This is a genomic window from Microbacterium ureisolvens (assembly GCF_015278315.1).
GTDB classification, from domain to species: domain Bacteria; phylum Actinomycetota; class Actinomycetes; order Actinomycetales; family Microbacteriaceae; genus Microbacterium; species Microbacterium ureisolvens.
Genome location: NZ_JADIJE010000004.1, coordinates 366,385 through 392,853 on the forward strand (window position 1 = coordinate 366,385; position 26,469 = coordinate 392,853).

The following is a 26,469-nucleotide window of genomic DNA, read 5'->3' on the forward strand; positions in this document are numbered from 1 at the left end:
TCTCCTGGGAATGGCTCGGATCAAGGCTACTCAGCTTCGGGCGCGCGACGCGCCCCGCCCGCTCAGGCGTCGAGCGTTCGCGTGTCGGTCTTGTATGCCGCAGCGGCGGTCGACCAGACGAGTTCCATCCTCCGAGTCTAGCCGGGGGGATCGTTCGTGCCCGGTATCGGGGTTGCTCCGTGCAGAGTCCGCCCCGACTCGCGGGGGCCCCGGGCGCTCGACGGTCACGTCGGCACCGAGGTGCTTCAGCGCCTCGCGGCGCGACAGCGGACTCAGCGGGCGGTGCGCGACGTACTCCCTCACCCATCCGGGTGCGATCCGGGCGTACTCGCGCAGAGCCCAGCCGATGGCCTTGCGGATGAAGAACTCGCGGTCGGCGATGTTGGGCTCGATGGTGTCGACGAGAACCGCCCGATCCGCACGGATGCCGCGGCCCAGCTGCGACAGGATCGCGATGCGCCTGATCCACATGTCGTGGGCGCGGGCCCACGCGTGGACGAGCGCGACCGTCGCCTCGGGGTGGGCGTCGTGCAGATCGGCGAGGCGGTGCGCGAGTTCGTCGGTGTAGTCCCACCACTGACCGGTGTGCACCATGTGCTCGATGACCGGAACGAGCGACGGTTCGCCGCGGAGGGGCCGGGCCAGCAGCGCCATCGCCGCGTACCGCTCCTCGCGGTGGCCCGCGGCATCCCACAGCTGGAGAGCCGTCTCGCGAAGGGCGGCGGCATCCGTCGTCCCCTTGGCGGCGTGCGTGGCGATCCTGCGCGCCTCCGGCACCCTCACCCCGAGGAACGGCATGGACGACTTCATGTACGCCTGCTGGCCGGCGGCCCGCGACGGATCGGCGGCGGCGCGCAGGCGATCCCGGATGTCACCGGCGAGCGCTGTGCTCATGCCCGACACGCTAGCGGTCCGCCGTGGAACGCACCGGGTCGACGTAGGGTCGAGGGGATGAGACGCGAGCACGTCGATTCGTCGGCGATCGATTCGGTCGGCTACGACCCCGATACCGCCGTGCTCGAGATCGCGTTCACGTCGGGCGAGCTCTACCGGTACTACGCGGTTCCGCCGTCGGTCCACCGCGGTCTGCTCGCGGCCGATAGCGCCGGGCGGTTCTTCGCGGAGCGCATCCGCCACGTCTATCCCGACGAGCACATCCGGCGCTGAGCAGCGCTTCGCACAAGTTGCGCTGCGGGACTCGACTCGCGGCCGCCTGCGGGTGTCGCATCGCGGCTGACGCCGCGAACGACGAAACCCCCGGAGAACCGGGGGTTTCAGGTGGTGGGCGATACTGGGATCGAACCAGTGACCTCTTCCGTGTCAGGGAAGCGCGCTACCGCTGCGCCAATCGCCCGAGTCGAGCTCCGGTCGGGACCGGGAGTGGAGGTGGCGACGGGATTCGAACCCGTGTAAACGGCTTTGCAGGCCGGTGCCTAGCCGCTCGGCCACGCCACCGCGTGTGGTTTGACCCCACGTGCCGTGATCTCCGGAGGAGATCCCTGCACTCGAGCGGATGACGAGACTCGAACTCGCGACCCTCACCTTGGCAAGGTGATGCGCTACCAACTGCGCTACATCCGCATTTCGTTTCCGGGATTCGCACCCCGGGCACTTGAAAGACTTTAGCCGATCCTCGGCGTCATGCAAAACCGGACGCACCCCGCGCGTGTCACACCGATGTGGTTCGAGCGAGCCTCCGGCATCCGCTAGTATCGTTACTCGTCCCCCTCGGGGGCACGGGCGATTGGCGCAGTTGGTAGCGCGCTTCCTTCACACGGAAGAGGTCATCAGTTCGAGTCTGGTATCGCCCACCGACAGGAAGACCCGGCCACCTCGGTGGCCGGGTCTTCTCGTTCTCGTCAGCTGCCGACGTCCCAGCCGTAGCGGCGGTGCAAGGCGTCGGCGACGCGCGCGAACCGGGTCAGGTCCAGTGCCGCCGCCTCGCGACGCATGCCGGCGCGATGCACGCTGTAGACCTGCTCGATGTCGATCCACGAAGGGCGTCCCTGCGCGTCCCACTCCCCCGTGCCCAGCGCGAGGAAGTCGCGGTCGCCGTCGTGCGCCTTGCTGGTGAGACGGACGGCGTACACGCGCTCTTCGCTCTGCCGGGCGATCACCAGGACGGGGCGGTCCTTCCCGCGTCCGTCGTTCTCGGCGTAAGGCACCCAGGTCCAGACGATCTCTCCGGCGTCCGGGTCGCCGTCACGGTCGGGCGCGTACGTGATGCGCAGCGCGTTCCGCGCGGGCGGGGCCACCTCCACGGTGGCGGTGGCGCCGCTGCGGCTCTCGAGCGGCGGTCTGGGCGCGGAGGCGGGCGGAGAGGGGCGGGAGGCGCGCTGCGGCCGGAAGAGGCCGCTCAGGATGCCGCGCAGCCCGTTTCGCTGAGTCACAGTCGTCATCCTAGGAGCGCCCGGGTGAACCCGGCCGCACACGGCGAAGGGCGCCGCGGTGGGGGGAACCGCGACGCCCCTTCGGGCCGTGCCGGATGTCTCAGGCGCGCGAGCCCTCGAGCACGTAGCCCTCCTCGCCGTGGACGACGGTGTCGATGCCGGCGACCTCGTCCTCGTTCTTGACGCGGAAGCCGAGCGTCTTCTCGATCACGAAGCCGATGCCGTACGCCAGCACGAACGAGTAGACCAGCACCGCGACGGCGGCGATCGCCTGCACGAGCAGCTGCGTGAGGTTGCCGCTGTAGATGAGGCCGGTGCTGTTGGCGAAGAAGCCGAGGTACAGCGTTCCGATGAGACCGCCGACCAGGTGGATGCCCACCACGTCGAGCGAGTCGTCGAAGCCCCACTTGTACTTGAGCTCGATCGCGAGGGCGCAGACCGCACCGGCGACGAGGCCGAGGACGATCGCCCAGATCGGGGTGAGCGACGCGCAGGCCGGGGTGATGGCGACCAGACCGGCGACGGCGCCCGAGGCGGCGCCCACCGAGGTCGGCTTGCCGTCCTTGACCTTCTCGACCACGAGCCAGGCGAGCAGGGCGGCGGCGGGCGCGGCGATGGTGTTCACGAACGCGAGCGCGGCGGTCCCGTCGGCGGCGAGCTCCGAGCCGGCGTTGAAGCCGAACCAGCCGAACCACAGCAGGCCCGCGCCCAGCAGCACGAACGGCGGGTTGTGCGGGACGTGGACGCCCTTCTGGAAGCCGAGGCGCTTGCCGAGCACGAGGGCCAGTGCGAGCGCGGCCGCACCGGCGTTGATGTGCACAGCGGTGCCGCCGGCGAAGTCGATCGCACCGACGCCGAACCACTCCTGCATGCCGTAGGTGATCCAGCCGCCGTAGGCGAAGCTGCCGTCCTCGGCGAGGCCGAAGTTGAAGACCCAGCTGGCGACCGGGAAGTAGACGATCGTCGCCCAGATCGCGGCGAAGATCATCCACGAGCCGAACTTCGCCCGGTCGGCGATGGCGCCGGAGACCAGCGCGACGGTGAGGATGGCGAACGTGGCCTGGAAGGCGACGAAGGCCAGCGGCGGGTAGGCGGCGCCCTCAGGCGTCTCGAGCAGGCTGGTCAGTCCGATGGCCGACCAGTCGATCGACCAGGGTGCGACGAGTCCGTCGGCGCTGGGGAAGGCGATTGCGTAGCCGTAGATCACCCACAGCACGCCGATGAGCCCCAGTGCTCCGAAGCTCAGCATCATCATGCTGATGACGCTCTTGGCCTTGACCAGGCCGCCGTAGAAGAACGCGAGACCGGGCGTCATCAACAAGACGAGCGCGGCCGCGATGAGCATGAATGCGGTGTTGCCTTGATCCATCTCGGTGGAGAACCTCTCTGCGGGTGACGCAGGTGTAGCGTCGGGTTCCCTCAGTGTGACGACGCCCCGTTTCGGCAGCGGGACGAGCCGTGTTTCCCCTTCGTTACGCGAGGCGTGCGTACGTAAACATCGTGTTTCGGCGCGCCGAATGCGTGCCGCGAATCCGGCGCGAGTCGCCCGGTCAGGCCAGTGTCGAGGCGACGAGCCGGGAGATCGCCCGCAGGTACTTCTTGCGGTAGCCGCCGGCCAGCATCTCCTCGGGGAAGACGAGATCCAGCGAGGTGCCGGTCGCGCGGATCGGCAGCTGCGCGTCGTAGACCCGGTCGATGAAGGCGACGAACCGCAAGGCCGCGGACTGGTCGGTGAACGGCGTCACCTCGCGCAGTCCCACGAGCGACAGATCCTCGATCAGTCGGATGTACCTCGACGGATGCACGTGCGCGAGGTGGGCGATGAGCGCGTCGAAGGTGTCGTCCGACGCGAGACCCGCGGCTGCGGCATCCGCGATCGCCGCTTCGTACTGCGGCGTGTCGAGCACGACGGCGTGGCCGTCCACCGCGCGGTGACGATAGTCGGTGCCGTCGATCCGGATCGTCTGGAAGCTCGAGGCCATCGCGTGGATCTCGCGCAGGAAGTCCTGCGCGGCGAACCGCCCCTCGCCCAGTGCGTTGGGAGGGGTGTTGGATGTCGCAGCCAGCCGTGTTCCAGATGCCACGAGTTCGCCCAGCAGGCGTGTCATGACCATCGTGTCGCCGGGGTCGTCGAGCTCGAACTCGTCGATGCACAGGAGGTCCGAGCCGCGGAACAGCTCGACGGTGTTCTGGTAGCCCAGCGCACCCACCAGCGCGGTGTACTCGATGAACGACCCGAAGTACTTCCTGCGCGCCGGCATCGCGTGGTAGACGGACGCCAGGAGGTGGGTCTTGCCGACGCCGAAGCCGCCGTCGAGGTACACGCCCGGCTTCAGCTCCGGTCGCTTGGCGCGGCGGAACAGACCGCCCTTGGCGGGCGCCGCGCTGCCCGAGAACGCCTGCAGCAGATCCTTCGCGGCCTGCTGCGACGGGTAGGCCGGATCGGCGCGATACGTCTCGAAGGTCGCGTCGGCGAACTGCGGCGGCGGAACCAGCGCGGCGACCATCTCGGCGCCGGCGAGCTGCGGGGCGCGCTCCGCGAGGTGGACGACGCCGGTGCGGGTGGCGGAGACGGTCATGCGGGTCCTGTGTCGGAGTGAGGGACTGCCTGTGACGGAGTCCTGCGTGCGGCTGTGACGGAGTCTTACTCGAGTGCTGTGCTCGTCCGGCTGGGAATCTAAGGTCGGAGGCGACGGTTCAACCCTAACCGTCGCCCGCGCGCGGCAGGTCCCGCTTGACACCGGATGACCGCCGCCCGCCTCGCACCCCGAATCCAGGAGACGCCATGGCCATCGAGACCGACACCTCGTCCGAGAAGTTCGCCGAGTACGCAGAGCCCGGTCGGCTCGTCACCGGCGACTGGCTGGAGGCGCATCTGGGTGAGCCGGGCCTGGTCGTGGTGGAGTCCGACGAGGACGTCCTGCTGTACGAGACGGGGCACATCCCCGGGGCGGTAAAGGTCGACTGGCACACCGAGCTGAACGACCCGGTCGTGCGCGACTACGTCGACGGCGAGGGCTTCGCGGCGCTGCTGAGCCGCAAGGGCATCTCGCGCGGTGACACCGTGGTGATCTACGGCGACAAGAACAACTGGTGGGCCGCGTACGCGCTGTGGGTGTTCTCCCTCTTCGGGCACGAAGACGTCAGGCTCCTGGACGGCGGGCGCGACAAGTGGATCGCCGAGGGGCGGCCGATCACGACGGATGCCTCGACCCCGGCGCCGACCGAATACCCCGTGGTGGAGCGCGACGACAGTGTGCTGCGGGCGTACAAGGACGACGTGCTGGCGCACCTCGGCCGCGGACCGCTCATCGACGTCCGCTCCCCCGAGGAGTACGACGGCACGCGCACTTCGGCGCCCGCGTATCCCGAGGAGGGCGCGCTCCGCGCCGGCCACATCCCGTCCGCGCAGAGCGTCCCGTGGGCGCGCGCGGTCGCGCCTGACGGCGGATTCAAGACGCGAGCCGAGCTCGACGCCATCTACCGCGGGGAGGTCGGCCTGGCCGACGACGACGCGATCGTCGCGTACTGCCGCATCGGCGAGCGCTCCAGCCACACCTGGTTCGTGCTCAAGCACCTCCTCGGGTTCGACGACGTCCGCAACTACGACGGCTCGTGGACCGAGTGGGGCAGCGCGGTCCGGGTGCCGATCGTCTCCGGCGCAGAGCCCGGCGAGGCGCCCGCGCGCTGAGCCGCGGCATCCGTCGGCATGGGAAAATGGACGGGATGACCGACGCCGCCCTGCACGACCGCCTCGCCGAGATCCGCGACGAGTTCCTCGAGCTGCCCGAACCCGACCGGCTGCAGCTTCTCCTGGAGTACTCGTACGAGCTCCCGCCCATCCCGGCGGAGTACGAGGGCCATCCGGAGCTGTGCGAGCGCGTAGTCGAGTGCCAGTCCCCGGTCTATATCGTCGTCGACGTCGACCCCGAGGGCATTGTCGCGATGCACGCCACCGCGCCGCCGGAGGCGCCGACCACCCGCGGGTTCGCGAGCATCCTCGCCCAGGGGCTCACCGGGCTGACGGTCGCGGAGGTGCTGGCCGTGCCCGTGGACTACCCCCAGACGCTGGGCCTCACCCGAGTGGTCTCGCCGCTGCGGATCTCGGGCATGACGGGCATGCTGCTGCGCGCGCAGCGCCAGGTGCGCACCAAGTCCGCCTGACGCCGAACGTCGCTACGCCGGGACGATCCCCTGTGCGCGCAGCCAGGTGCTGATGCTGTCGCTCCACCGCTCCTGGTCGTAGTTCCAGAGCTTGGTGTGCCGCGCCACCTCGAACACCTGCATCTCGACGAGGTCGGGCCGGGCGGCGACGAGGTCGTGGGAGGCGTCGGACGGGACGAATCCGTCGTCGTCGCTGTGGAGGATGAGGACCGGATGCCGCAGCTCGGCCGCTCGCGCCACGACGTCGAGCTGGTCGAGGCGGATCGCCGCGCCGGTGCGCGTCAACGGGGCGGCCCACTCGTTCTGCAGGGCCTCGATCGCCAGGCGGCTGACCGGCAGGGGCACGCGCTCGACGCGCGCCTGGTACGCCAGCACCACTCGCCAGTCGACGACCGGGGACTCGAGGATGAGACCGGCGATCGCGTCGCCGTGCGCCGAGTTGAGCGCGAGCTGCAGCGCGATCGCGCCGCCCATGGACCAGCCCATGATGATGATCCGGCGCGCGCCGCGCCGGCGGGCGAAACCGACCGCTGCGTCGACGTCGCGCCACTCCGTCGCCCCGAGCGCGTAGGTGCCGCTGCGGCTGCGCGGCGCCTCGCCGTCGTTGCGGTACGAGACCACGAGCGACGTGATGCCGAGGGCGTGGAAGACCGGGACGGCGCGGAGGCACTCCGCGCGGGTCGTCCCGCGTCCGTGCACCTGGATGACCCAGGTCTCCCCGGTGCCCGCGGCGAAGAGCCACGCCGGGCAGGGGCCGACGGTCGACCCGATCAGCTCGGGCGTGAAAGGCAGGTGAAGCTGCTCGGGGCGGTCGTAGTACCACCCGCTGAATGCGGCTTCCGGCTCCAGGCGCGCGTCGGAGGGGATGTGGGTCAGCAGCTTGCGCTTGACACTCGTGGCGTCCTCCGAGAGCACGGAGCCGAGCTTGATGTAGTCGGAGGTGCCGCTGGTGAACAGCCCGTAGCGTCCGGGAAGCCCGGTGTCTGCGGTGCGCGACAGCGTGATCGTCTGCGCCGCGGTGTCGAGCGCCAGGATGCGCGTGTCGTGCTCGCGACGCGCGGGCGTCACGACCTTGCGGGCCATGAGCACCGAGCCGGCGGCGAGGGCGCCGAGCACGCCGGCCAGAGCCACACTCAGCACCGTGAGCGCGGCCTTCACCCCGGCGACGAGAGCGGGAGTCCTGGACCCCCGTGCAGGACTGCGGGTTGCGCCGCCCATCGCGGCGCGCCTGGAGTCGACCATCGAGGCATCACTCTAGTCTGTCCGCGTGGCAGAGCAGCGTCCCCCCGCGGCCCCGGGCTCGTTCGAGCAGGCCGCCGAGTCGGTGCGCGAGATCCGCTTCCGCGACGACCTCACGGTTCGCGAGATCACCGCGCCGCAGGGGCTCGCGCCCCACGCGCTGGCGATCGCCGGCGACGTGCGCTCCTCCCCCGACGACGCGGCGTCGCCCTACGGCACCGGGCGCCTGGTCCTCCTCCACGACCCCGAGGAGCCGGCGCCCTGGAACGGACCGTGGCGCATCGTGTGCTTCGCGCAGGCGCCGCTGGAGCCCGAGATCGGCGTCGACCCCCTTCTCGCCGACGTCGCGTGGACCTGGCTGACCGACGCGCTGGAGTCCCGCCGTGCCGGCTTCCACTCGGCATCCGGAACCGCCACGAAGACCCTGTCCAAGGGATTCGGGAGTCTCGCCGCGGAAGGAGACGGGGCGCAGATCGAATTGCGGGCCTCCTGGTCACCGGAAGGCGCGATCGCTCCGCACGTGGAAGCATGGGCGGAGTTGGTTTGCATGCTGGCGGGACTCCCGCCCGGCTCGGAAGGGATCGCGATGCTCGGTTCTCGCAGGTCGCCACGTGGCTGATTACGACGTCATCGACGAGGTCGGCGGCGTCGCCGATGCCGCGCGCCGCCTCGCCGACGGAGAGGGCCCGGTCGCGGTCGACGTCGAGCGCGCCTCGGGCTTCCGGTACTCCCAGCGCGCGTACCTGGTGCAGGTGTACCGCCGCGGTGCCGGCGTCTTCCTCTTCGATCCCCCGCCGATCGGCGACTTCCGCGCCCTCGAGGATGCCATCGGCGCGCAGGAGTGGGTGCTGCACGCCGCAAGCCAGGATCTGCCGTCGCTGCGCGAGCTGGGCCTGGAGCCCGCGACGATCTTCGACACCGAGCTGGCCGCACGGCTCCTGGGCCACGAGCGGGTCGGTCTTGGCGCCGTCGTCGAGGACACGCTCGGGATCACGCTGGCGAAGGCCCACTCCGCCTCGGACTGGTCGACCAGGCCGCTGCCCCAGTCATGGCTGGAGTACGCGGCGCTGGATGTCGAGCACCTCGTGGACGTCCGCGACAAGCTGGTCGAAGAGCTCGTGGAGCAGGGCAAGACCGAGTTCGCCGCGGAGGAGTTCCGCGCGGTGCTCGAGCGCGAGCCCAAGCCGCCGCGGGAGGAGCCGTGGCGCCGCCTGTCGGGCCTGCACACCGTCCGCGGTCGCAAGGCGCTCGCCGTCGCTCGCGAGCTGTGGACTGCGCGCGAGGAGTACGCGCGCGAGGAGGACGTCGCGCCCGGCCGCCTCGTGCCCGACCGGGCGCTGGTGGCCGCGGTGCTCGCCGACCCGAAGACCAAGAGCGCACTGGCGGCGGTGAAGGAGTTCACCGGCCGTGCGAGCCGCTCGCAGCTGGACCGCTGGTGGGCGGCGATCGAAGCCGGACGCGCGGTCACGCAGCTCCCCCTCGAGCGCGCGAGCGGCGGCGACACGCTCCCGCCGCCTCGCGCCTGGGTGGATCGCAACCCGGAGGCCGATGCGAGGCTCAAGGCGGCTCGTCCCCTCGTGGAGCAGCGCGCCGAGGAACTGCGCATGCCGACGGAGAACCTGCTCACCCCCGAGCTGCTGCGCCGCGTGGCGTGGGCTCCGCCGGAGCCCGTCACCGCTGCATCCGTCGGCGAAGCGCTCCTCGCGCTCGGCGCGCGATCCTGGCAGGTTGCGCAGACTGCACAGGTGATCGCCGATGCCTTTGTGGGATCCGTGCAAGCGGTGTCGGAGGCGTCGGAAACCGCTTCGTAGGTTTCCCCCACCCGATTCCGGCCGTTTCCGCGGCCCTCCTAGGCTGGCGTCATCCCAACTTTTGGAGGCAGAGTGGCCGAGATTTCGGACGTCTTCTTCGTCGATGGCATGCGCACCCCGTTCGGGCGCGCCGGCGAGAAGGGCATGTACTGGAACACCCGAGCGGACGACCTCGCCGTCAAGGCGACGATCGGGCTCATGGAGCGCAATCCGGGCGTTCCCAAGGACCGCATCGATGACGTCGCGATCGCCGCGACGAGCCAGACCGGCGACCAGGGCCTGACCCTCGGACGCAGTGTGGCGATCCTCGCCGGGCTCCCCCAGACGGTGCCAGGGTTCGCCATCGACCGCATGTGCGCGGGCGCCATGACGAGCGTCACGACCATGGCCGGTTCCATCGGCATGGGCATGTACGACCTCGCCCTCGCGGGCGGCGTGGAGCACATGGGCCACCACCCGATCGGCGGCAACGCCGACCCGAACCCGCGGTTCGTCGCCGAGAAGATGGTCGACCCGGGCGCGCTCAACATGGGCGTGACGGCGGAGCGGATCTTCGACCGCTTCCCGCACCTGACCAAGGAGCGCTCGGACCGGTACGGCATGCTGAGCCAGCACAAGGTGCAGGCCGCCTACGACGCCGGCAAGATCCAGTCCGACCTCGTGCCCGTCGCGATCAAGGACGCCGAGGGTTCGTGGGGACTGGCCACCGAGGACGAGGGCCGCCGGCCGCAGACCACGATGGAAGACCTGGCGAACCTCAAGACGCCGTTCCGCCCGCACGGTCGCGTGACCGCCGGCACCTCCTCGCCCCTCACCGACGGTGCGACGATGTCGCTGCTCGCCGGCGGCGGGGCCGTGAAGGAACTGGGCCTCAAGCCCAAGATGAAGCTCGTCTCGTTCGCGTTCGCGGGCGTGCAGCCCGAGATCATGGGCATCGGTCCGATCCCCTCGACCGAGAAGGCGCTGAAGAAGGCCGGCCTCAAGATCGACGACATCGGCCTGTTCGAGCTGAACGAGGCCTTCGCGATCCAGGTGATCTCGCTCCTCGACCACTTCGGCATCGCCGACGACGACCCACGGGTCAACCCGTGGGGCGGCGCGATCGCGTTCGGCCACCCGCTGGCGGCCTCGGGCGTGCGCCTGATGATCCAGCTCGCGGCGCACTTCGCCGAGCGCCCCGACGTCCGCTACGGCCTCACCGCGATGTGCGTCGGCCTCGGCCAGGGCGGCTCGGTCATCTGGGAGAACCCCCACTTCGACGGAAAGAAGCGGAAGTAAAGCGCGGCATGACGAACTACGACGACATCGACTTCTCCCCCATCCTCGCCATGACGGACGGCGAGGTGATCACGCACTCGCGGGTGCGCGACATCCGCCTCGCCTCCGGAAAGGTGCTGGCGCTCGTCACGCTCGACAACGGCCGTGACCACACGCGACCCAACACCCTGGGGCCGGCGACGATGTTCCAGCTCGGCCAGACGCTCGAGGCCCTGAAGGCTCGTGCAGCGTCCGGTGAGATCCAGGCCGTCGGCATCACCGGCAAGCAGTACATCCTGGCCGCCGGCGCCGACCTGTCCGACATCAGCAAGGTCGGCTCGAAGGACAACGCCCGCATGGTCGCGCAGCTCGGGCACAAGGTGTTCGGCCAGCTGTCCGAGCTGGGCGTGCCCACCTTCGCCTTCGTCAACGGGCTCGCGCTCGGCGGCGGTCTCGAGATCGCGCTCAACTCGACCTATCGGACGGTGGATGCCTCGGCCGCGGCGATCGCGCTGCCCGAGGTGTTCCTCGGCATCATCCCCGGCTGGGGCGGTGCGTACCTGCTGCCGAACCTGATCGGCATCGAGAACGCGCTCGAGGTCGTGATCTCGAACCCGCTCAAGCAGAACCGGATGCTCAAGCCGCAGCAGGCGTTCGACTACGGCGTCGTCGACGCGATCTTCCCGGCCGCGAACTACCTCGAGGACTCCCTGGCGTGGGCCGACGGCGTCCTCGGCGGCAAGATCAAGGTCGACCGCAAGAACGAGCCCGGCAAGATCGAGCGCCTGACGAAGTGGCCGATCGCGATCAAGATGGCGCGCGGCATGCTCGAGTCGAAGATCGGCACCGTGCCGAAGTCGCCGTACGCGGCGCTCGACCTCCTCGACAAGGCCAAGAGCGGCACGAAGGCCGAAGGCTTCGCCCGTGAGGACGAGGCCCTCGCCGAGCTCGTCACCGGCGACCAGTTCGCGGCATCGATGTATGCCTTCGATCTGGTGCAGAAGCGCGCCAAGCGTCCCGTGGGCGCCCCTGACAAGGAGCTTGCGAAGAAGGTCACCAAGGTCGGCATCATCGGCGCCGGCCTCATGGCCAGCCAGTTCGCGCTGCTGTTCGTACGCAAGCTGCAGGTGCCCGTGCTCATCACCGACCTCGACCAGGCGCGCGTCGACAAGGGCGTGGCGTACATCCACGACGAGATCGGCAAGCTCGAGGCCAAGGGCCGCCTCGACGGCGACAGCGCCAACAAGCTGCGTGCGCTTGTGACCGGCACCACCGACAAGAGCCTTTACGCGGACTGCGACTTCGTGATCGAGGCCGTGTTCGAAGAGGTGGGCGTGAAGCAGCAGGTGTTCGGCGAGATCGAGCAGATCATCGCCGAGGACGCCGTCCTCGCCACCAACACCTCTTCGCTGTCGGTCGAGGAGATCGGTGCGAAGCTCAGCCACCCCGAGCGTCTCGTCGGCTTCCACTTCTTCAACCCGGTGGCGGTCATGCCGCTCATCGAGATCGTGAAGACCCCGGCTACCTCCGACGCCGCACTCTCCACGGCGTTCGTCGTCGCGAAGAACCTGGGCAAGAACGCGGTCCTCACCGCCGACGCCCCGGGCTTCGTCGTGAACCGTCTGCTGGCGAAGGTGATGGGCGAGGCGGCGCGCGCCGTCTACGAGGGCACCCCGGTGGCCGAGGTGGAGAAGGCGTTCGCGCCGCTGGGTCTCCCGATGGGTCCGTTCCAGCTCATCGATCTCGTGGGCTGGAAGGTCGCCGCCCACGTTCAGGACACGATGGTGCGTGCCTTCCCCGACCGGTTCTACGCGAACGAGAACTTCCACGCCCTCGCAGAACTGCCCGAGGTCGTCGAGAAGGACAAGGGCGGACGCGTGACCGGGTGGACGAAGGCGGCGGAGAAGGTGCTCAGGCCCGCGGTGGGCTCGTCGCCGGCGGGGGCCGATGAGATCCTCCGGCGCGTGCAGGACGGCCTCGCCCAGGAGATCAAGATCATGCTCGACGAGGGTGTCGTCCCCGAGGTGCAGGACATCGACCTGTGCCTGATCCTCGGCGCCGGCTGGCCCTTCATCGACGGCGGCGCCTCGCCGTATCTCGACCGCGAGGGGGCGTCGGAGCGCGTCTTCGGCGGCACCTTCCACCACCCGGTGATCAAGGGCATCGCGAGCTGAGCCCGGACCGCGCGTGAACGCGAGGGCGCATCCTCCTCGGTGGGTGCGCCCCTGCGTTTCTCCGCGCGGGCGGGCATAGGCTCGGAGCGTGCGGCGACCACATCGCGAGACGGCGGAGAATGCTTCCCCGCGCACGGATGCCGAGCCGATGGCGGCCACTCGCGAAGAGGTCCTGCGCGGCGCGCTGTGGGCGCTGCTCGCCTTCAACGTGCTCCTGCTCGTCGTCGTCATCGCGGCGGTGACCCCGGCAGCCTCGGAAGCCCTGGCCCGCGACGCAGGCTACGTCGTCTCGGCCCTCTGGCTCTGGATCCTCGTCGTCGGAACGAGCGCCATCGTCGGCCTGGGCGTGTCGATGCTCGTCGTGCTCGCTGGTCTGCCCGTCGCGTGGGCGCTCTCCCGGCGGCTACGGAGAGTGCGCTCCGTCGCCGCGCACCTCTGGGCGTGGGCCGCGCTCGGCGCCGCGATCGGCCTTCTCGCACTGCTCGTGTTCGCGATCGCATCCGCGAACTGGTCGACGGCCTTCCTCGGCCCACTGCTGCCGATCACGCTCGGAGTGACCACGTCGTCCGTGCTCTTCGGCTGGTGGCGGGCGTCTCGTCATGCACGGCGCGCGCTGCCGCCCGCCGAGCCGCGCAGTCCCATCGGGACCGACGAGGCGTTCGAGGACGCGCTCTAACGGCGCTCCTCGCGCGAACGGGCCAGGTCGGGCAGCGTCGGGATCTCGCTGGTGTGGGCGCCGCGAGCCACCGGGATGCGCGTGCCGAGCACCTGTGCCACGACGTCCTGCGCGATCTTCGCGGCCGTGAGGCCGGCATCCTCCAGGATCTGCTCGCGACTCGCGTGGTCGATGAACTCGTCGGGCACGCCCAGCTCGTCCACCGCCGTGTCCACGCCCGCCTCGCGCAGCACCTGTCGTACACGCGTGCCGATGCCGCCGACACGGATGCCGTCCTCGATGGTGATGACGAGGCGATGGGATGCCGCGAGCTCGACGATCGACGGCTGCACCGGCACGACCCAGCGGGGGTCGACCACGGTGGCGCCGATCCCCTGCGCCCGCAGACGCTCGGCGACGTCGACGGCGATGTGCGCCATCGGCCCGATGCCGACGAGCAGCACATCCTGGGCGTCGGAGCGGACGAGCACGTCGACGCCGTCGCGCAGCCGCTCGACGGCGGGCAGCTCGGGGCTCACGCCGCCCTTCGGGAAGCGGATCACTGTGGGCGCGTCGTCGACGGCCACCGCCTCCTGCAGCTCTTCGCGCAGGCGCACCTCGTCACGGGGCACGGCGATCCGGATGTGCGGCACGATCTGGAGCATCGCGAGGTCCCAGATGCCGTGGTGACTGGGACCGTCGGGCCCGGTGACCCCCGCGCGGTCCAGGACGAATGTGACTCCGGCGCGGTGCAGCGCGACATCCATCAGCACCTGGTCGAACGCGCGGTTCATGAAGGTCGCGTAGATCGCGACCACCGGGTGGAGGCCGCCGAAGGAGAGCCCGGCTGCGGAGGCCACGGCGTGCTGCTCGGCGATGCCGACGTCGTACACGCGGTCGGGGAATCGCTGCGCGAACGGGAGCAGGCCGGTGGGGCGCAGCATCGCCGCGGTCATCGCGATGACGTCGTCGCGCTGCTCGCCGACGGTCACCAGTTCGTCGGCGAACACATCGGTCCACGCGACGCCTCCCGACGCGCCCAGCGCCTCACCCGTGATCGGGTCGATCTTCCCGACGGCGTGGAACTGGTCCGCCTCGTCCGAGAGGGCGGGCGCATAGCCACGGCCCTTCTCGGTGATGGCGTGGACGATGACCGGCGCGCCGTACTCCTTGGCGAGCTCGAGCGTCTCGATGAGCGTCGGCAGGTCGTGCCCGTCGACGGGCCCGAGGTACTTGATGTCGAGGTTCGAGTACAGGGCGGCGTTGTTGGTGAACCGCGACAGGAAGCCGTGGGTGCCGCCTCGCACTCCGCGGTACACGGCGCGGGCCGCCGGGCCGAGCTTGCGGAAGAGCGTGTCGGAGCCGCGGTGCAGGTTGCGGTACGAGTCGGCGGTGCGCACGCGATTGAGGTAGCGCGCCATGCCGCCGATCGTCGGGGCGTAGGAGCGGCCGTTGTCGTTGACGACGATGACGAGGTTGCGGTCGTTGTCGTCGGAGATGTTGTTCAGCGCCTCCCACGTCATGCCGCCGGTGAGAGCGCCGTCGCCGACCACGGCCACCACGTGCCGGTCCTTGCGGCCGGTGCGCGTCAGCGCGCGCGAGACGCCGTCCGCCCAGCTGAGCGAGCTCGACGCGTGCGAGGACTCGACGACGTCGTGGGGGCTCTCCGACCGCTGGGGGTAGCCGGCCAGCCCCTCGCGGGCCCGGAGCTTCGAGAAGTCCTGGCGACCGGTCAGCAGCTTGTGGACGTAGGACTGGTGCCCGGTGTCGAAGATCATCGGATCGTTCGGCGAGTCGAACACGCGATGAAGCGCGATGGTCAGCTCGACGACGCCGAGGTTGGGGCCCAGGTGACCGCCTGTGCGTGCGACGTTCTCGACGAGGAAGCCGCGGATCTCCTCCGCGAGCTGCTCGAGCTCATCGAGGCTCAGCGCGTCGAGGTCGCGGGGTCCGGTGATGGACGACAGCAACGACATCCCCCTCCTGTTCGGCCCCGGAAGGGCCCTGCAAGTCTACCCGCGGCATGAGGGAGGGACCGGATGCCGCGGCATCCGGTCCCCCGTGAATCAGCTGTCAGACCAGCGAGCGCAGCACGTACTGCAGGATGCCGCCGTTGCGGTAGTAGTCCGCCTCACCGGGCGTGTCGATGCGCACGACCGCGTCGAAGGCCACCGTCTGCTTGCCCTCGGGAGAGAACTCGCTCGGCTCGGCGGTGACGCGCACCGTCTTCGGGGTGACGCCCTCGTTGAGCTGCTCCAGGCCCTCGATCGAGACGATCTCGGTGCCGTCCAGGCCCAGCGACTTCCAGCTCTCGCCGGCCGGGAACTGCAGCGGGACGACGCCCATGCCGATGAGGTTGGAGCGGTGGATGCGCTCGAAGCTCTCGGTGATGACCGCCTTCACGCCCAGCAGGCTCGTGCCCTTGGCCGCCCAGTCGCGCGATGAGCCGGAGCCGTACTCCTTGCCGCCGAACACGACGAGCGGGGTGCCCTGCGCCTGGTAGTTCTGGCTGGCGTCGTAGATGTACGACTGCGGGCCGCCCTCCTGGGTGAAGTCGCGGGTGAAGCCGCCCTCGACGATCTGGCCGTCGTTGACGGCGGCGACCAGCTCGTTCTTCAGGCGGATGTTCGCGAACGTGCCGCGGATCATGACCTCGTGGTTGCCGCGGCGCGAGCCGTAGGAGTTGAAGTCCTTCTGCGCGACGCCGTGCTCGGTCAGGTACTGCGCGGCGGGCGTGCCGGCCTTGATGTTCCCCGCGGGCGAGATGTGGTCGGTCGTCACCGAGTCGCCGAGGGTCGCCATGACGCGCGCGCCGGTGATGTCGGTGACCGGGGTCAGCTCCATCTGCATGCCGTCGAAGTAGGGCGCCTTGCGCACGTAGGTCGAGTCCTCGTCCCACTCGAAGACGGGGCCGGTCGGCGTCGGCAGGTTCTTCCACCGCTCGTCGCCCTCGAACACCGTGGCGTACTGGGTGATGAACTGCTCGCGCGAGATCGACGTGTCGATGATCTGCTGCACCTCATCCGGCGACGGCCAGATGTCCTTGAGGAACACGTCGTTGCCGTCGGTGTCCTTGCCGAGCGGGTCGGTCTCGAAGTCGAAGTTCATCGAGCCCGCCAGCGCGTACGCCACCACGAGGGGCGGCGAGGCGAGGTAGTTCATCTTCACGTCGGGGCTGATGCGGCCCTCGAAGTTGCGGTTGCCCGAGAGCACCGCCGTCACGGCGAGGTCGTGCTCGTTGATCGCCTCGGAGACCTCCTCGATGAGCGGACCCGAGTTGCCGATGCAGATCGTGCAGCCGTAGCCGACCGTGAAGAAGTCCAGTCCCTCGAGCGCCTTGTCGAGCCCCGACTTCTCGTAGTAGTCGGTGACGACCTTCGAGCCCGGGCCGAGCGTCGTCTTGACCCACGGCTTGCGCTTGAGGCCCTTGTCGACGGCCTTCTTGGCCAGCAGGCCCGCCGCGATCATGACCGACGGGTTGGAGGTGTTCGTGCACGACGTGATGGCCGCGAGGGTCACAGCGCCGTTGTCGAGGATGTAGGCCTCGCCGTCGGGCGTGGTGACCTTGACGGGCTTGGAGGCGGATGCCGGCGCGCCGCTATTGATGTGGACCGGGCGGGTGGTCGGCTCCTCCTCGCCGGGAACGGCGCCGGGGTCGGATGCCGGGAACGAGTGCTTCGACTCGAGGTCCACGATGTCGTCCGAGGTGGAGGCCGTCGCGTAGTTCACGATGTCCTTCTCGAACTGCGCCTTCGCTTCGGAGAGCAGGATGCGGTCCTGCGGGCGCTTGGGGCCGGCGATCGAGGGGACGACCGTCGAGAGGTCGAGCTCCATGTACTCGCTGAAGACGAGCTCGCGGGCCGGGTCGTGCCAGAGCGACTGCTCCTTGGCGTACGCCTCGACGAGCGCGACGGTCTGCTCGTCGCGGCCGGTGAGGCGCAGGTAGTCGAGCGTGACGTCGTCGATGGGGAACATCGCGGCGGTCGAGCCGAACTCGGGGCTCATGTTGCCGATCGTGGCGCGGTTCGCCAGCGGAACCGAGGCGACGCCCTCGCCGTAGAACTCGACGAACTTGCCGACCACGCCGTGCTTGCGCAGCATGTCGGTGATCGTGAGCACGACGTCGGTCGCCGTGACGCCGGCGGGGATCGAGCCGGTGAGCTTGAAGCCCACCACGCGCGGGATGAGCATCGAGACGGGCTGGCCCAGCATCGCGGCCTCGGCCTCGATGCCGCCGACGCCCCATCCGAGCACACCCAGGCCGTTGACCATGGTCGTGTGCGAGTCGGTGCCGACGCAGGTGTCGGGGTAGGCGCGGAGCACGCCGCCCACCTCGCGGTCGTAGATGACCTTGGCGAGGTGCTCGATGTTCACCTGGTGCACGATGCCGGTGCCCGGCGGGACGACCTTGAAGTCGTCGAACGCCGTCTGGCCCCAGCGGAGGAACTGATACCGCTCGCCGTTGCGCTCGTACTCGATCTCGACGTTGCGCTCGAGGGCGTCCTCGCGGCCGAACAGGTCGGCGATGACCGAGTGGTCGATGACCATCTCGGCCGGCGAGAGCGGGTTGATCTTGCTGGGGTCGCCACCGAGGGCGGTGACGGCCTCGCGCATGGTGGCGAGGTCGACGATGCAGGGCACGCCGGTGAAGTCCTGCATCACGACGCGTGCCGGCGTGAACTGGATCTCGGTGTCGGGATCGGCGTCGGGGTTCCACGAGCCGAGTGCCTGGATCTGCTCCTTGGTGACGTTGGCACCGTCCTCGGTGCGCAGCAGATTCTCCAGCAGCACCTTGAGGCTGAACGGGAGCTTCTCGTAGCCCGCGACCGTGTCGATGCGGAAGATCTCGTAGTCGGTGCTGCCGACCGTCAGGGTGCTCTTCGCACCGAAGCTGTCAACCGTGGACACGTCTGTCTCCTTCGTCGGCGGCGGGATCGTGCCGGAGTCCGGCATCCCCATCTTCCCCCGCGCCGAAGCCCTCGGCTAGTGAGGTCGACCTAACGGTTCGGAGGAAAACTATCTTGATGTCAAGATAAATGTATCACTTCGGAGCGCGAGGGTAGAGCGCACGCACGGCGAGCCATGTGACCGCGATCATCGGCGCGAACAGCGGCAGCCCCATGATCAGCTTCACGGTGCCGAGCGCGGCGACGTCGCCGGCGAAGTAGAGCGGCACCTGCACGATCAGTCGCAGCGCGAACAGGCCCGCCCACGCGATCGACAGCCAGAAGAAGACGCGACGCTTGCGCTTGTCGGCCCGCCAGGCGGTGCCCTCCCCCATGAGGAATCCGACGGCGAGGCCGATGAGGGGCCAGCCCACCAGCGCCGACACGAGGAACGCCGTGCCGTAGAGGGTGTTGGTGAGGAAGCCGGGGATGAAGCTGTCCTCTCCCCTGCCCGTCCACAGCGACAGTCCTGCGGCTGCGGCGGCGGCGACCAGGCCGCCGATGGCCGCGCTCGCGGACTGTCGCTGGATGAGGCGCACGACGGTGAAGATCGCGGCGAGCCCGACCGAGAGCCCGAGGCTCAGGAGGAGATTGCCCGAGCGCACATCCGGGTCGGGGTCGTAGGTCGCCGTCCACGCGACGAGGAAGACGACGCCCGGAAGGACGGACTCGAGGATGCCGCGCCAGCCGCCCATCGCGGCCCAGACGACGTGTCCGGTGCTCTTGCCCTCCGCCGGATCCAGACCCGCGCGACGCGCGGCGTCGCCCAGTGCGGCGCCGAGCACCTCGGATGCCGAGGGTGCGGCATCCGTCGTCCCGTCCGAGGGGACGATGCGGTCGTCCGCGGGGCGATCCGCCGCGTCGCCGGGGCGAGAGGTGTCGCTCACGCCGTGCCCGGCGTCGCCGGCATCCGCAGCGGGATCAGGTCGCGCGGAGGCATCGGGGAGGATCCGCGCACGACCACGATCGAGCGGAACAGATCCTCGACGGCGGCCGCCGCTTCCACGTCGGCCGTGGCCGAGCCGCCGATCACGCCGCGCAGGAACCAGCGGGGCCCGTCCACGCCGACGAAGCGCGCCAGGCGCTTGCCGGCGGTGCCGTCGGGTCCGGCGACCACGGGGACCTCGGCGAGCAGCTCGGGGCCGAGCGGGCCCTCACGCTCCTCGACCCGCCCGCCCTGCTGGCGGATCTGCTGGCGGATCTGTTCGCGGGTCTCGTCCCACAGCCCTGCCGAGCGCGGTGCCGCGAACGGCTGCACCTGCAGGGTCGAGCCGGAATAGTCCAGTCCGACAGCGACGATGCGCTTGGTCTGCTCCTCGACCTCGAGGCGCAGGTTCAGGCCCTCGCGCGGCAGGATCTTGATCCCGCCGAGGTCGATGTACGGCCGCACCGGGTTGGCCTCGGACTCGTCGAACGGGCCGGTGGTCGCGCGGTCGTCGGGTGCGACCTTGCGAGGCCCTTCGGGGGTGGAGGCATCGGTCATGCCAGGACTCCGTCCTTTTCGTCTTGGTCGCGGGAAGCCCCCTGCGAGAACTCACCGGCGCTCGTCGTCGGCTCCGCCGCGCCCCCGTCGTAGCCCGTGGAGCCGAAGCCGCCCTCGCCCCGCACGCTGTCGGGCAGGGTTTCGACAGGGAGGAATACGGCGCGAGGCACCGGCATCACGATCAGCTGAGCGATGCGGTCGCCCACCGAGATGTCGTGTGCGTGGTCGCGGTCGGTGTTCAGGAGGATCACCTTGATCTCGCCGCGATAACCGGCGTCGATCGTGCCGGGGGCGTTGACGATGGTGATGCCGTGCTTGGCGGCCAGGCCGCTGCGCGGCACCACGAAGGCCACGTGACCCTCGGGGAGCGCGATGCGAACTCCGGTTCCGACGAGCGCGCGGTCGCCTGGCTCGAGACGCACGGCCTCGGCGGCGACGAGGTCGGCTCCCGCATCCCCCGGGTGCGCGTACACCGGAACATCGGGGGCGATAATGGGGACGTCCACCGTTTCAGTCACCCAACGAGGGTAATGCAGAACTCAATGCGTCATGCCGGTGCCCGCAGCGTCCGCACCGACGGCTATCGGGAGCGGCTCGGGCCCTCGCTGTGGATCCTCGTCGCGGCAGCCGTCGCGGCGCCGATGGCGGCGCTGGTCGTCACCCCGATCGACACGACGGTCGCGCTGCTGGTGGGCGCCGGTGTCGGCATCCTTCTCATCGCGGTCCTGATCGCGGCGGCGCCGATCGTCGAGGTGCGCGACGGCGAGCTGCGCGCCGGCCGGGCGCACATCGACGTGGGATTCCTCGGGGCGCCCGAGGTGCACCTCGGTGACGATGCGCGACACGCGCGCGGGGCGGGCCTTCACCCGCGGTCGTGGCATCTCATCCGAGGCGGGATCGACGGAGTCGTCGTCATCCCCGTGACGGATGCGGACGATCCGACGACCGCGTGGGTGATCTCCTCGCGGACGCCGGATCGACTTGCCGCCGCTGTGCGGCGGGCTCAGCTCACGCGGCGCACTCCGAGCAGATAGGCCCGTCAGCGGTCTCGTGGTCGAGCTGCGAGCGGTGCTTCACGAGGAAGCAGTTCGAACAGGTGAACTCGTCCTCCTGAGCGGGGAGGACGACGACGTCGAGCTCGAGGTCCGAGAGGTCGGCACCGGGGAGCTCGAAGCCCGATGGGTTGTCGGCGTCCTCCACATCGACCGCGCCCGAGAGCTTGTCGGGAACGCGCTCCTTGAGCGCCTCGATCGACTCGCTGTCGTCCTCGGTCTTGCGGGGGGCGTCGTAATCGGTGGCCATGCGTGAAGATCTCAACTTCCGGGTATTCGCGGTTGCGCTCGCCCTTGCGGGCGGCGATAGTTTGCACGACGCCTCCTCTTTTCGCAAATGCGATCCGACGTCTTCCACGCCGTGCGCTCGCGTGAAACTCGCGGCACGCGCGGGATATTCCCGGCCCTCCCGTTGCGCTGTGACAGCATGGGGCGGACAGGCGGGCTCGAAAGCCTGAGTCCGCTCGACAAAGCGCAGCCGAGCGCCGGCACGAGAAGCAGGGAGCGTCCGCATGGAACAGCTCAAGGTCATCGGAACCGAGGACGACAAGCTCATCCTGGCGACCGAGTCGGGCGAGCGATTCTCGCTCGACGTCGACGACGTGCTCCGTGTCGAGCTGCGCAAGGCCCGGCGCGAGCGCGAGGCCGAGCCCCAGACGCCCCGCCCGAGCCCGCGCGAGATCCAGGCGCACATCCGGTCCGGCCTGTCCGCGCGAGAGGTGGCGGAGCTGCTCGGCGCGCGGGTGGAGGATGTGGTGCGGTTCGAGGGTCCCGTGCTCGCCGAACGCGAGCACGTCGTCGGCCAGGCCCTGGCGGTGCCCGTGCTCCTCGGCGGCGACTTCGACGGCGACGGCCAGACCACGTTCGGCTCCGCGGTGCGGGCGAAACTCGCCGAGGCCGGCGCGATCGGCGAGCGCTGGACCAGCTGGAAGGAGCAGACCGGCTGGACGGTGAAGCTCGAGTTCACCTCCAACGACATCGGCCACGACGCGCGATGGGGCTTCGACCCGCGGCGCAGCACGCTTTCGCCGCTGAACGCCGACGCCATCCAGCTGTCGCGCCAGGGCTCGTTGCCCGAGGGGCTCATCCCGCGGCTCCGTGCGCTGGATTCCGTTCCCCCCAAGGACGACTCCCGCTTCGACAGCGGCGCGTTCGGTCCTCGCCGGCTGCCCGACGCCGACATCGAATCGCCGGAGATCCACGCTCCCGCGGCCCCGGCGGTGCAGGAGGCGGCCATCAAGCGGGCGAGCGACCCGCCCCTGGCGACGTCGGCCGAGACGGCCGACCTGCTCGAGGCGCTGCGCCGGCGACGCGGCCAGCGCGAGCCGCTGCCGGGCGCTGAGGAGGCCGCGGCGGCGTCCCGCGGCTCCGCTCCGGTCGCGCTCTTCGACGCGCTCGAGCCCGGCTACGACGAGTCGGCGGCGGAAGAGGAGCCCGCGGCATCCGACTACAAGGCGCCGACCCCGGCGGCCGTCGCCGAAGCAGGGCGCCGCAAGGGACGCACGTCGATGCCGTCGTGGGACGAGATCGTCTTCGGCGCACGCTCCGAGGACTGATCCGCCGGATCGAACACGCGGGGCGCGGGGTGCGCCGGTGGCTGGATCACGCGAACGCGCCGAGCCGGATGAGCGGCACCACCCGCTCCTCGTCGGTGAGCGACCCGTGCTGCCCGATCATCTTCTGCGGCGCCTTGTCGGCGAGGCGGTCATCGTAGTACGCGACGCCGGACCGCGCGGCCACGATGATGTCGCCCAATCGGCCGGCGACCGCCGGATCGACCGCCCCGACGAGCCCTGAGGCTTCCAGCTCGGCCCGTGAGAGGACCCACGAGCGGGCTGCCTCCGACTCACGCCACCGCGCGAGCGCGGCGTCCGCGTGCCCGGGCTCGGCGTACAGGTGCAGCATGCGCGGTTCGCCGCCGATGAGCCGGATCCCCTCCAGCAGCGCGTCGCCGTCTTCGAGCAGCAGCTGGCGGTGCCGCGGCACGTCGATCATGCCGTGATCGGAGGTGACCACGACCCCGGTGCGGGGGTCGAGGGCCGTCGCGAGCCGCCGGGCCGCGGCATCCACCCGTTCCAGCGCCGCCACCCACTCGTCGGACTGCCAGCCGCGCTTGTGGCCGATGCCGTCGAGCTCGGGGGCGTACAGATACGTGAGGGATCCCGGATGCCGCGCCGCGAGCTCGGCCGCCAGCTCGACGCGATCGTCGAGGTCGTCGGCGCCATGGAACTCGGCCTCGCCGAGCGTCGCCACGGTGAAGCCGGTGCGCTCGTACTCGTCGCGGGACACCGCGAAGAAAGGGCGTCCGAGGGTGGACGACAGCGGGGCCGCGCGCTGGAAGGACAGCGGCAGACCCTCATTGTCCCACCCGCGCAGCTGGTTGACGACGTCATCGGTACCGGGGACCCGGGCGCGGTAGCCCACGATCCCGTGCTCTCCGGGAAGCGCGCCGGTGAGCAGGCTCGTGAGTGCGGCCGCCGTCGTCGACGGGAACACGGTGCGCGCGGCGTCCTTCTTCCCCCTCGCCTCGGCGAGGAAGCGCGCGTGGCCGGCCCGCGCGGACAGGTTGTGCGCGCCCAGGCCGTCGATCACCCACACGATGGCGCTGCGTGCCGGTGCGAACCACTCCGATCCGCCGCTCAGCGCCGCCGACATCTCGGTCACGACACGGGTGAGGCTCCGGGCGCGCGGCGGGTCCGCGGGTAGGCTGAGGGACATCGGGGCCAGTCTCGCACACCGCGACCGCGCCCCCTCGCTCCCGCCGTCACCCGAGGCTTCATCGTCACATGCCCGCTTCCCGCACCGATTCCCCCGCCGACCACGGACGCATCGAGGACGTCGACGTCTCTTCGGAGATGCAGACGTCGTTCCTCGAGTACGCGTACTCGGTCATCTACTCGCGCGCGCTGCCGGACGCCCGCGACGGGTTGAAGCCGGTGCAGCGGCGCATCCTCTTCCAGATGGCCGACATGGGACTGCGCCCCGACCGCGGCCACGTCAAGAGCGCGCGCGTCGTCGGCGAGGTCATGGGGAAGCTGCACCCTCACGGTGACGCCCCCATCTACGACGCGCTGGTGCGACTGGCTCAGCCCTTCTCGCTGCGCGTGCCGCTGGTCGACGGTCATGGCAACTTCGGGTCGCTGGACGACGGTCCCGCTGCACCCCGCTACACCGAGGCGCGGCTGGCCGCGCCGGCGCTCGCCCTCACCGAGAACCTCGACGAAGATGTCGTCGACTTCATCCCCAACTACGACGGCCAGTTCCAGCAGCCCGAGGTGCTGCCGGCCGCGTTCCCCAATCTGCTGGTCAACGGCACGACCGGCATCGCGGTGGGCATGGCGACCAATATGGCGCCGCACAACCTCATCGAGGTGGTCGGTGCGGCGACGCACCTGCTCGAGAACCCCGAGGCGACGGTCGAAGAGCTCATGGAGTTCGTGCCCGGCCCCGACCTCCCGGGCGGCGGGATCATCGTGGGCCTCGACGGCATCAAGGACGCCTACACCAACGGCCGCGGCAGCTTCCGCACGCGCGCGAAGGTCTCCATCGAGTCCCTCGGCCCGCGCCGCACCGGTCTGGTCGTCACCGAACTGCCGTACCTGGTCGGTCCTGAGCGCGTGATCGAGAAGATCAAGGACGCCGTCAACGCGAAGAAGCTCCAGGGCATCGCTGACGTCACCGATCTCACCGACCGGCACAACGGACTGCGCCTGGTCATCGGCATCAAGACCGGCTTCGACCCGCAGGCGGTGCTGGAGCACCTCTACCGTCTGACGCCGCTCGAGGACTCGTTCAGCATCAACAACGTCGCACTCGTCGAGGGGCAGCCCCAGACGCTCGGCCTGCGCGAGCTCCTCCGGGTCTACCTCGACCACCGCATCAACGTCGTCACGCGGCGCAGCCGCTACCGGCTCGCCCGCCGCAACGAGCGCCTGCACCTCGTCGAGGGCCTCCTCATCGCGATCCTCGACATCGACGAGGTCATCCAGGTGATTCGCACGTCGGACGACGGCGAGCAGGCGCGCGCCCGCCTCATGAGCGTCTTCGACCTGTCGGAGCCGCAGGCCGAGTACATCCTCGAGCTCCGGCTGCGCCGCCTCACGAAGTTCTCGCGCATCGAGCTCGAGGCCGAGCGCGACAACCTCAAAAAGGAGATCGCGCAGCTCGAGGAGCTGCTCGGCAGCGATGTGCTGCTGCGGGCGCAGGTGGCGCACGAATTGGATGCCGCGGCCGAGGCCTTCGGCACGCCGCGGCGCACTCTCCTGCTCAACGGCGGCCCCGTGCAGCCGCGTTCGCGCGCGGCCGCGGCCGCAGCCGACCTGCAGATCGCCGACGCTCCGTGCCGCGTGTTCCTCTCGGCGACGGGCCGCATGGTCCGCGCCGAGCTCGTGGCCGACGCCCCCGGCGGCGGCATCGTGGCACCCTCGCGTCGCTCGAAGCACGACGCCATCCGCTCGGCCGTCGACACCACGACCCGCGGCGACCTCGGTGCGGTGACCAGTCACGGCCGGCTCGTCCGCTTCTCCCCCGTCGACCTGCCCTCGGTGCCGGCCAACTCCGTCCAGCTCGCGGCCGGCACGCGCGCGGACCAGTACCTCGGTCTCTCGGGCGGCGAGCACCTCGTCGCCATCGTGCCGCTCGCCGACACCCCGCCGATCGCGCTGGGCACGGCGCAGGGCGTGGTCAAGCGCGTCGCCGCCGGCGAGCTCGGCAACAAGCACGACATCGAGATCATCGCGCTGAAGGACGGCGACCGCGTGGTCGGCGCGGCGCCCGCCTCCGACGGCGCGGAGCTCGTCTTCGTCGCGAGCGACGCCCAGCTGCTGCGCTTCGACGCCTCGTCGGTGCGTCCCCAGGGCCGCTCCGCCGGCGGCATGGCAGGCATCCGGCTGACCGACGGCGCGCAGGTCATCGCGTTCGATGTGGTCGGACCCTCCGAATTCGACGCGGTCGTGGTGACGATCGCGGGCTCGACGACCGCTCTGGCGGGCACCGACGCGGGCAGCGGCAAGGTGTCGCTGTTCAGCGAGTTCCCCGCGAAGGGGCGCGCCACCGGCGGCGTCCGGGCGCAGCGGTTCCTCAAGGGCGAAGACGCGCTCACCGTCGCTTGGGTCGGCACCGATCCGCGTGCCCTCGGCGCCGACGGCTCCACGCGCGCGCTGCCGCAGTCCGGTGCCAAGCGCGACGCGTCGGGCGCGCCGCTCGACGGCGTCGTGGGCGCAGTCGGCACCGGCGTGCGCTGACGGAACGGCTCGTCTCACACCGATCGGCGAGACGAGCCGGCGCGGGCCACGCGGC

At 70.3% G+C, this 26,469-nt stretch carries 23 protein-coding genes and 4 tRNA genes; 12 read left to right on the top strand and 15 right to left on the bottom strand.

Annotated elements, in window-relative coordinates:
• Positions 1-30 precede the first annotated feature (30 nt).
• A complete protein-coding gene (locus IM767_RS09075) occupies positions 31-894 on the bottom strand; it encodes a DNA alkylation repair protein (RefSeq protein WP_109209530.1) in 864 nt (287 codons plus the stop codon).
• Positions 895-951: 57 nt separating this feature from the next.
• On the opposite strand from IM767_RS09075, the gene IM767_RS09080 reads away from it, so the two are divergent.
• Positions 952-1,167, top strand: a complete 216-nt coding sequence (locus tag IM767_RS09080) for a KTSC domain-containing protein (protein ID WP_109209489.1) — start codon at positions 952-954, stop codon at positions 1,165-1,167.
• Positions 1,168-1,279: 112 nt separating this feature from the next.
• On the opposite strand, the gene IM767_RS09085 is transcribed toward IM767_RS09080, so the two are convergent.
• From IM767_RS09085 to IM767_RS09095, 3 genes are all read right to left on the bottom strand, one after another.
• Positions 1,280-1,354 (bottom strand) — tRNA-Val (locus IM767_RS09085).
• A gap of 27 nt (positions 1,355-1,381) precedes the next feature.
• Positions 1,382-1,455, bottom strand: a tRNA-Cys gene (locus IM767_RS09090).
• A gap of 53 nt (positions 1,456-1,508) precedes the next feature.
• Positions 1,509-1,581 (bottom strand) — tRNA-Gly (locus tag IM767_RS09095).
• Between the two features lie 157 nt (positions 1,582-1,738).
• Between IM767_RS09095 and IM767_RS09100 the strand changes: the two genes are divergently transcribed.
• Positions 1,739-1,811 (top strand) — tRNA-Val (locus tag IM767_RS09100).
• A 48-nt stretch (positions 1,812-1,859) separates the two neighbouring features.
• Here the strand turns inward: IM767_RS09100 and IM767_RS09105 are convergent.
• The 3 genes from IM767_RS09105 to zapE form a co-directional block, all read right to left on the bottom strand.
• Positions 1,860-2,390, bottom strand: a complete 531-nt coding sequence (locus tag IM767_RS09105; protein WP_239453213.1) for a type II toxin-antitoxin system PemK/MazF family toxin — start codon at positions 2,388-2,390, stop codon at positions 1,860-1,862.
• A 100-nt stretch (positions 2,391-2,490) separates the two neighbouring features.
• Positions 2,491-3,759 (bottom strand): ammonium transporter, encoded by a 1,269-nt coding sequence (locus tag IM767_RS09110; protein ID WP_194398844.1) that lies wholly within the window; start codon positions 3,757-3,759, stop codon positions 2,491-2,493.
• A gap of 181 nt (positions 3,760-3,940) precedes the next feature.
• On the bottom strand, positions 3,941-4,969 hold the full coding sequence (gene zapE / locus IM767_RS09115; protein WP_109212186.1) for a cell division protein ZapE: 1,029 nt from the start codon (positions 4,967-4,969) through the stop codon (positions 3,941-3,943).
• Between the two features lie 206 nt (positions 4,970-5,175).
• Between zapE and IM767_RS09120 the strand changes: the two genes are divergently transcribed.
• Both IM767_RS09120 and IM767_RS09125 read left to right on the top strand, forming a co-directional pair.
• The gene (locus IM767_RS09120; protein ID WP_109212187.1) at positions 5,176-6,081 is read left to right on the top strand and encodes a sulfurtransferase; all 906 of its coding nucleotides are present in this window, start codon (positions 5,176-5,178) and stop codon (positions 6,079-6,081) included.
• 35 nt (positions 6,082-6,116) lie between these two features.
• The gene (locus IM767_RS09125; RefSeq protein WP_109212213.1) at positions 6,117-6,554 is read left to right on the top strand and encodes a SufE family protein; all 438 of its coding nucleotides are present in this window, start codon (positions 6,117-6,119) and stop codon (positions 6,552-6,554) included.
• Between the two features lie 12 nt (positions 6,555-6,566).
• On the opposite strand, the gene IM767_RS09130 is transcribed toward IM767_RS09125, so the two are convergent.
• Entirely contained in the window at positions 6,567-7,796 is a 1,230-nt protein-coding gene (locus IM767_RS09130; RefSeq protein WP_109212188.1) for an alpha/beta hydrolase, read from the bottom strand.
• Between the two features lie 25 nt (positions 7,797-7,821).
• On the opposite strand from IM767_RS09130, the gene IM767_RS09135 reads away from it, so the two are divergent.
• The 5 genes from IM767_RS09135 (at position 7,822) to IM767_RS09155 (ending at position 13,711) form a co-directional block, all read left to right on the top strand.
• On the top strand, positions 7,822-8,412 hold the full coding sequence (locus IM767_RS09135) for a DUF3000 domain-containing protein (protein WP_109212189.1): 591 nt from the start codon (positions 7,822-7,824) through the stop codon (positions 8,410-8,412).
• Positions 8,405-9,604, top strand: a complete 1,200-nt coding sequence (locus IM767_RS09140; RefSeq protein WP_109212190.1) for a ribonuclease D — start codon at positions 8,405-8,407, stop codon at positions 9,602-9,604. Before IM767_RS09135 ends, IM767_RS09140 begins: the two co-directional genes overlap by 8 nt.
• A gap of 72 nt (positions 9,605-9,676) precedes the next feature.
• On the top strand, positions 9,677-10,882 hold the full coding sequence (locus IM767_RS09145; protein WP_109212191.1) for a thiolase family protein: 1,206 nt from the start codon (positions 9,677-9,679) through the stop codon (positions 10,880-10,882).
• An 8-nt stretch (positions 10,883-10,890) separates the two neighbouring features.
• Positions 10,891-13,035, top strand: a complete 2,145-nt coding sequence (locus IM767_RS09150) for a 3-hydroxyacyl-CoA dehydrogenase NAD-binding domain-containing protein (RefSeq protein WP_109212192.1) — start codon at positions 10,891-10,893, stop codon at positions 13,033-13,035.
• Positions 13,036-13,123: 88 nt separating this feature from the next.
• The gene (locus IM767_RS09155) at positions 13,124-13,711 is read left to right on the top strand and encodes a hypothetical protein (RefSeq protein ID WP_162564408.1); all 588 of its coding nucleotides are present in this window, start codon (positions 13,124-13,126) and stop codon (positions 13,709-13,711) included.
• Here the strand turns inward: IM767_RS09155 and dxs are convergent.
• The 5 genes from dxs to dut form a co-directional block, all read right to left on the bottom strand.
• On the bottom strand, positions 13,708-15,666 hold the full coding sequence (dxs, locus tag IM767_RS09160; protein ID WP_109212194.1) for a 1-deoxy-D-xylulose-5-phosphate synthase: 1,959 nt from the start codon (positions 15,664-15,666) through the stop codon (positions 13,708-13,710). The two genes, IM767_RS09155 and dxs, sit on opposite strands and share 4 nt — an antisense overlap.
• Positions 15,667-15,763: 97 nt before the next feature.
• Positions 15,764-18,643, bottom strand: coding sequence for an aconitate hydratase (locus IM767_RS09165; RefSeq protein ID WP_194398845.1), 2,880 nt, complete (start codon positions 18,641-18,643; stop codon positions 15,764-15,766).
• Positions 18,644-18,731: 88 nt separating this feature from the next.
• Positions 18,732-19,523, bottom strand: a complete 792-nt coding sequence (locus IM767_RS09170; protein WP_109212196.1) for a DUF3159 domain-containing protein — start codon at positions 19,521-19,523, stop codon at positions 18,732-18,734.
• Positions 19,520-20,119, bottom strand: a complete 600-nt coding sequence (locus IM767_RS09175) for a DUF3710 domain-containing protein (RefSeq protein WP_109212197.1) — start codon at positions 20,117-20,119, stop codon at positions 19,520-19,522. Before IM767_RS09175 ends, IM767_RS09170 begins: the two co-directional genes overlap by 4 nt.
• Positions 20,116-20,637, bottom strand: coding sequence for a dUTP diphosphatase (gene dut / locus IM767_RS09180; RefSeq protein ID WP_194398846.1), 522 nt, complete (start codon positions 20,635-20,637; stop codon positions 20,116-20,118). The genes IM767_RS09175 and dut overlap by 4 nt, the downstream gene beginning before the upstream one ends.
• Positions 20,638-20,649: 12 nt before the next feature.
• Here dut and IM767_RS09185 point away from each other — a divergent pair, with 12 nt between their 5' ends.
• Positions 20,650-21,153: a DUF3093 domain-containing protein gene (locus IM767_RS09185; RefSeq protein ID WP_109212199.1), complete on the top strand. Its 504-nt coding sequence runs from the start codon at positions 20,650-20,652 to the stop codon at positions 21,151-21,153.
• On the opposite strand, the gene IM767_RS09190 is transcribed toward IM767_RS09185, so the two are convergent.
• Positions 21,128-21,421 carry a DUF4193 domain-containing protein gene (locus tag IM767_RS09190; RefSeq protein ID WP_109212200.1) on the bottom strand — a complete coding sequence of 98 codons (294 nt, stop codon included), beginning with the start codon at positions 21,419-21,421 and terminating at the stop codon, positions 21,128-21,130. The genes IM767_RS09185 and IM767_RS09190 overlap by 26 nt on opposite strands.
• A 262-nt stretch (positions 21,422-21,683) precedes the next feature.
• On the opposite strand from IM767_RS09190, the gene sepH reads away from it, so the two are divergent.
• On the top strand, positions 21,684-22,727 hold the full coding sequence (gene sepH / locus IM767_RS09195) for a septation protein SepH (RefSeq protein WP_109212201.1): 1,044 nt from the start codon (positions 21,684-21,686) through the stop codon (positions 22,725-22,727).
• 46 nt (positions 22,728-22,773) lie between these two features.
• Here the strand turns inward: sepH and IM767_RS09200 are convergent, their stop codons facing one another.
• The gene (locus IM767_RS09200) at positions 22,774-23,889 is read right to left on the bottom strand and encodes an alkaline phosphatase family protein (RefSeq protein WP_109212202.1); all 1,116 of its coding nucleotides are present in this window, start codon (positions 23,887-23,889) and stop codon (positions 22,774-22,776) included.
• 68 nt (positions 23,890-23,957) lie between these two features.
• Here IM767_RS09200 and IM767_RS09205 point away from each other — a divergent pair, with 68 nt between their 5' ends.
• On the top strand, positions 23,958-26,414 hold the full coding sequence (locus tag IM767_RS09205) for a DNA gyrase/topoisomerase IV subunit A (protein WP_109212203.1): 2,457 nt from the start codon (positions 23,958-23,960) through the stop codon (positions 26,412-26,414).
• Positions 26,415-26,469 lie beyond the last annotated feature (55 nt).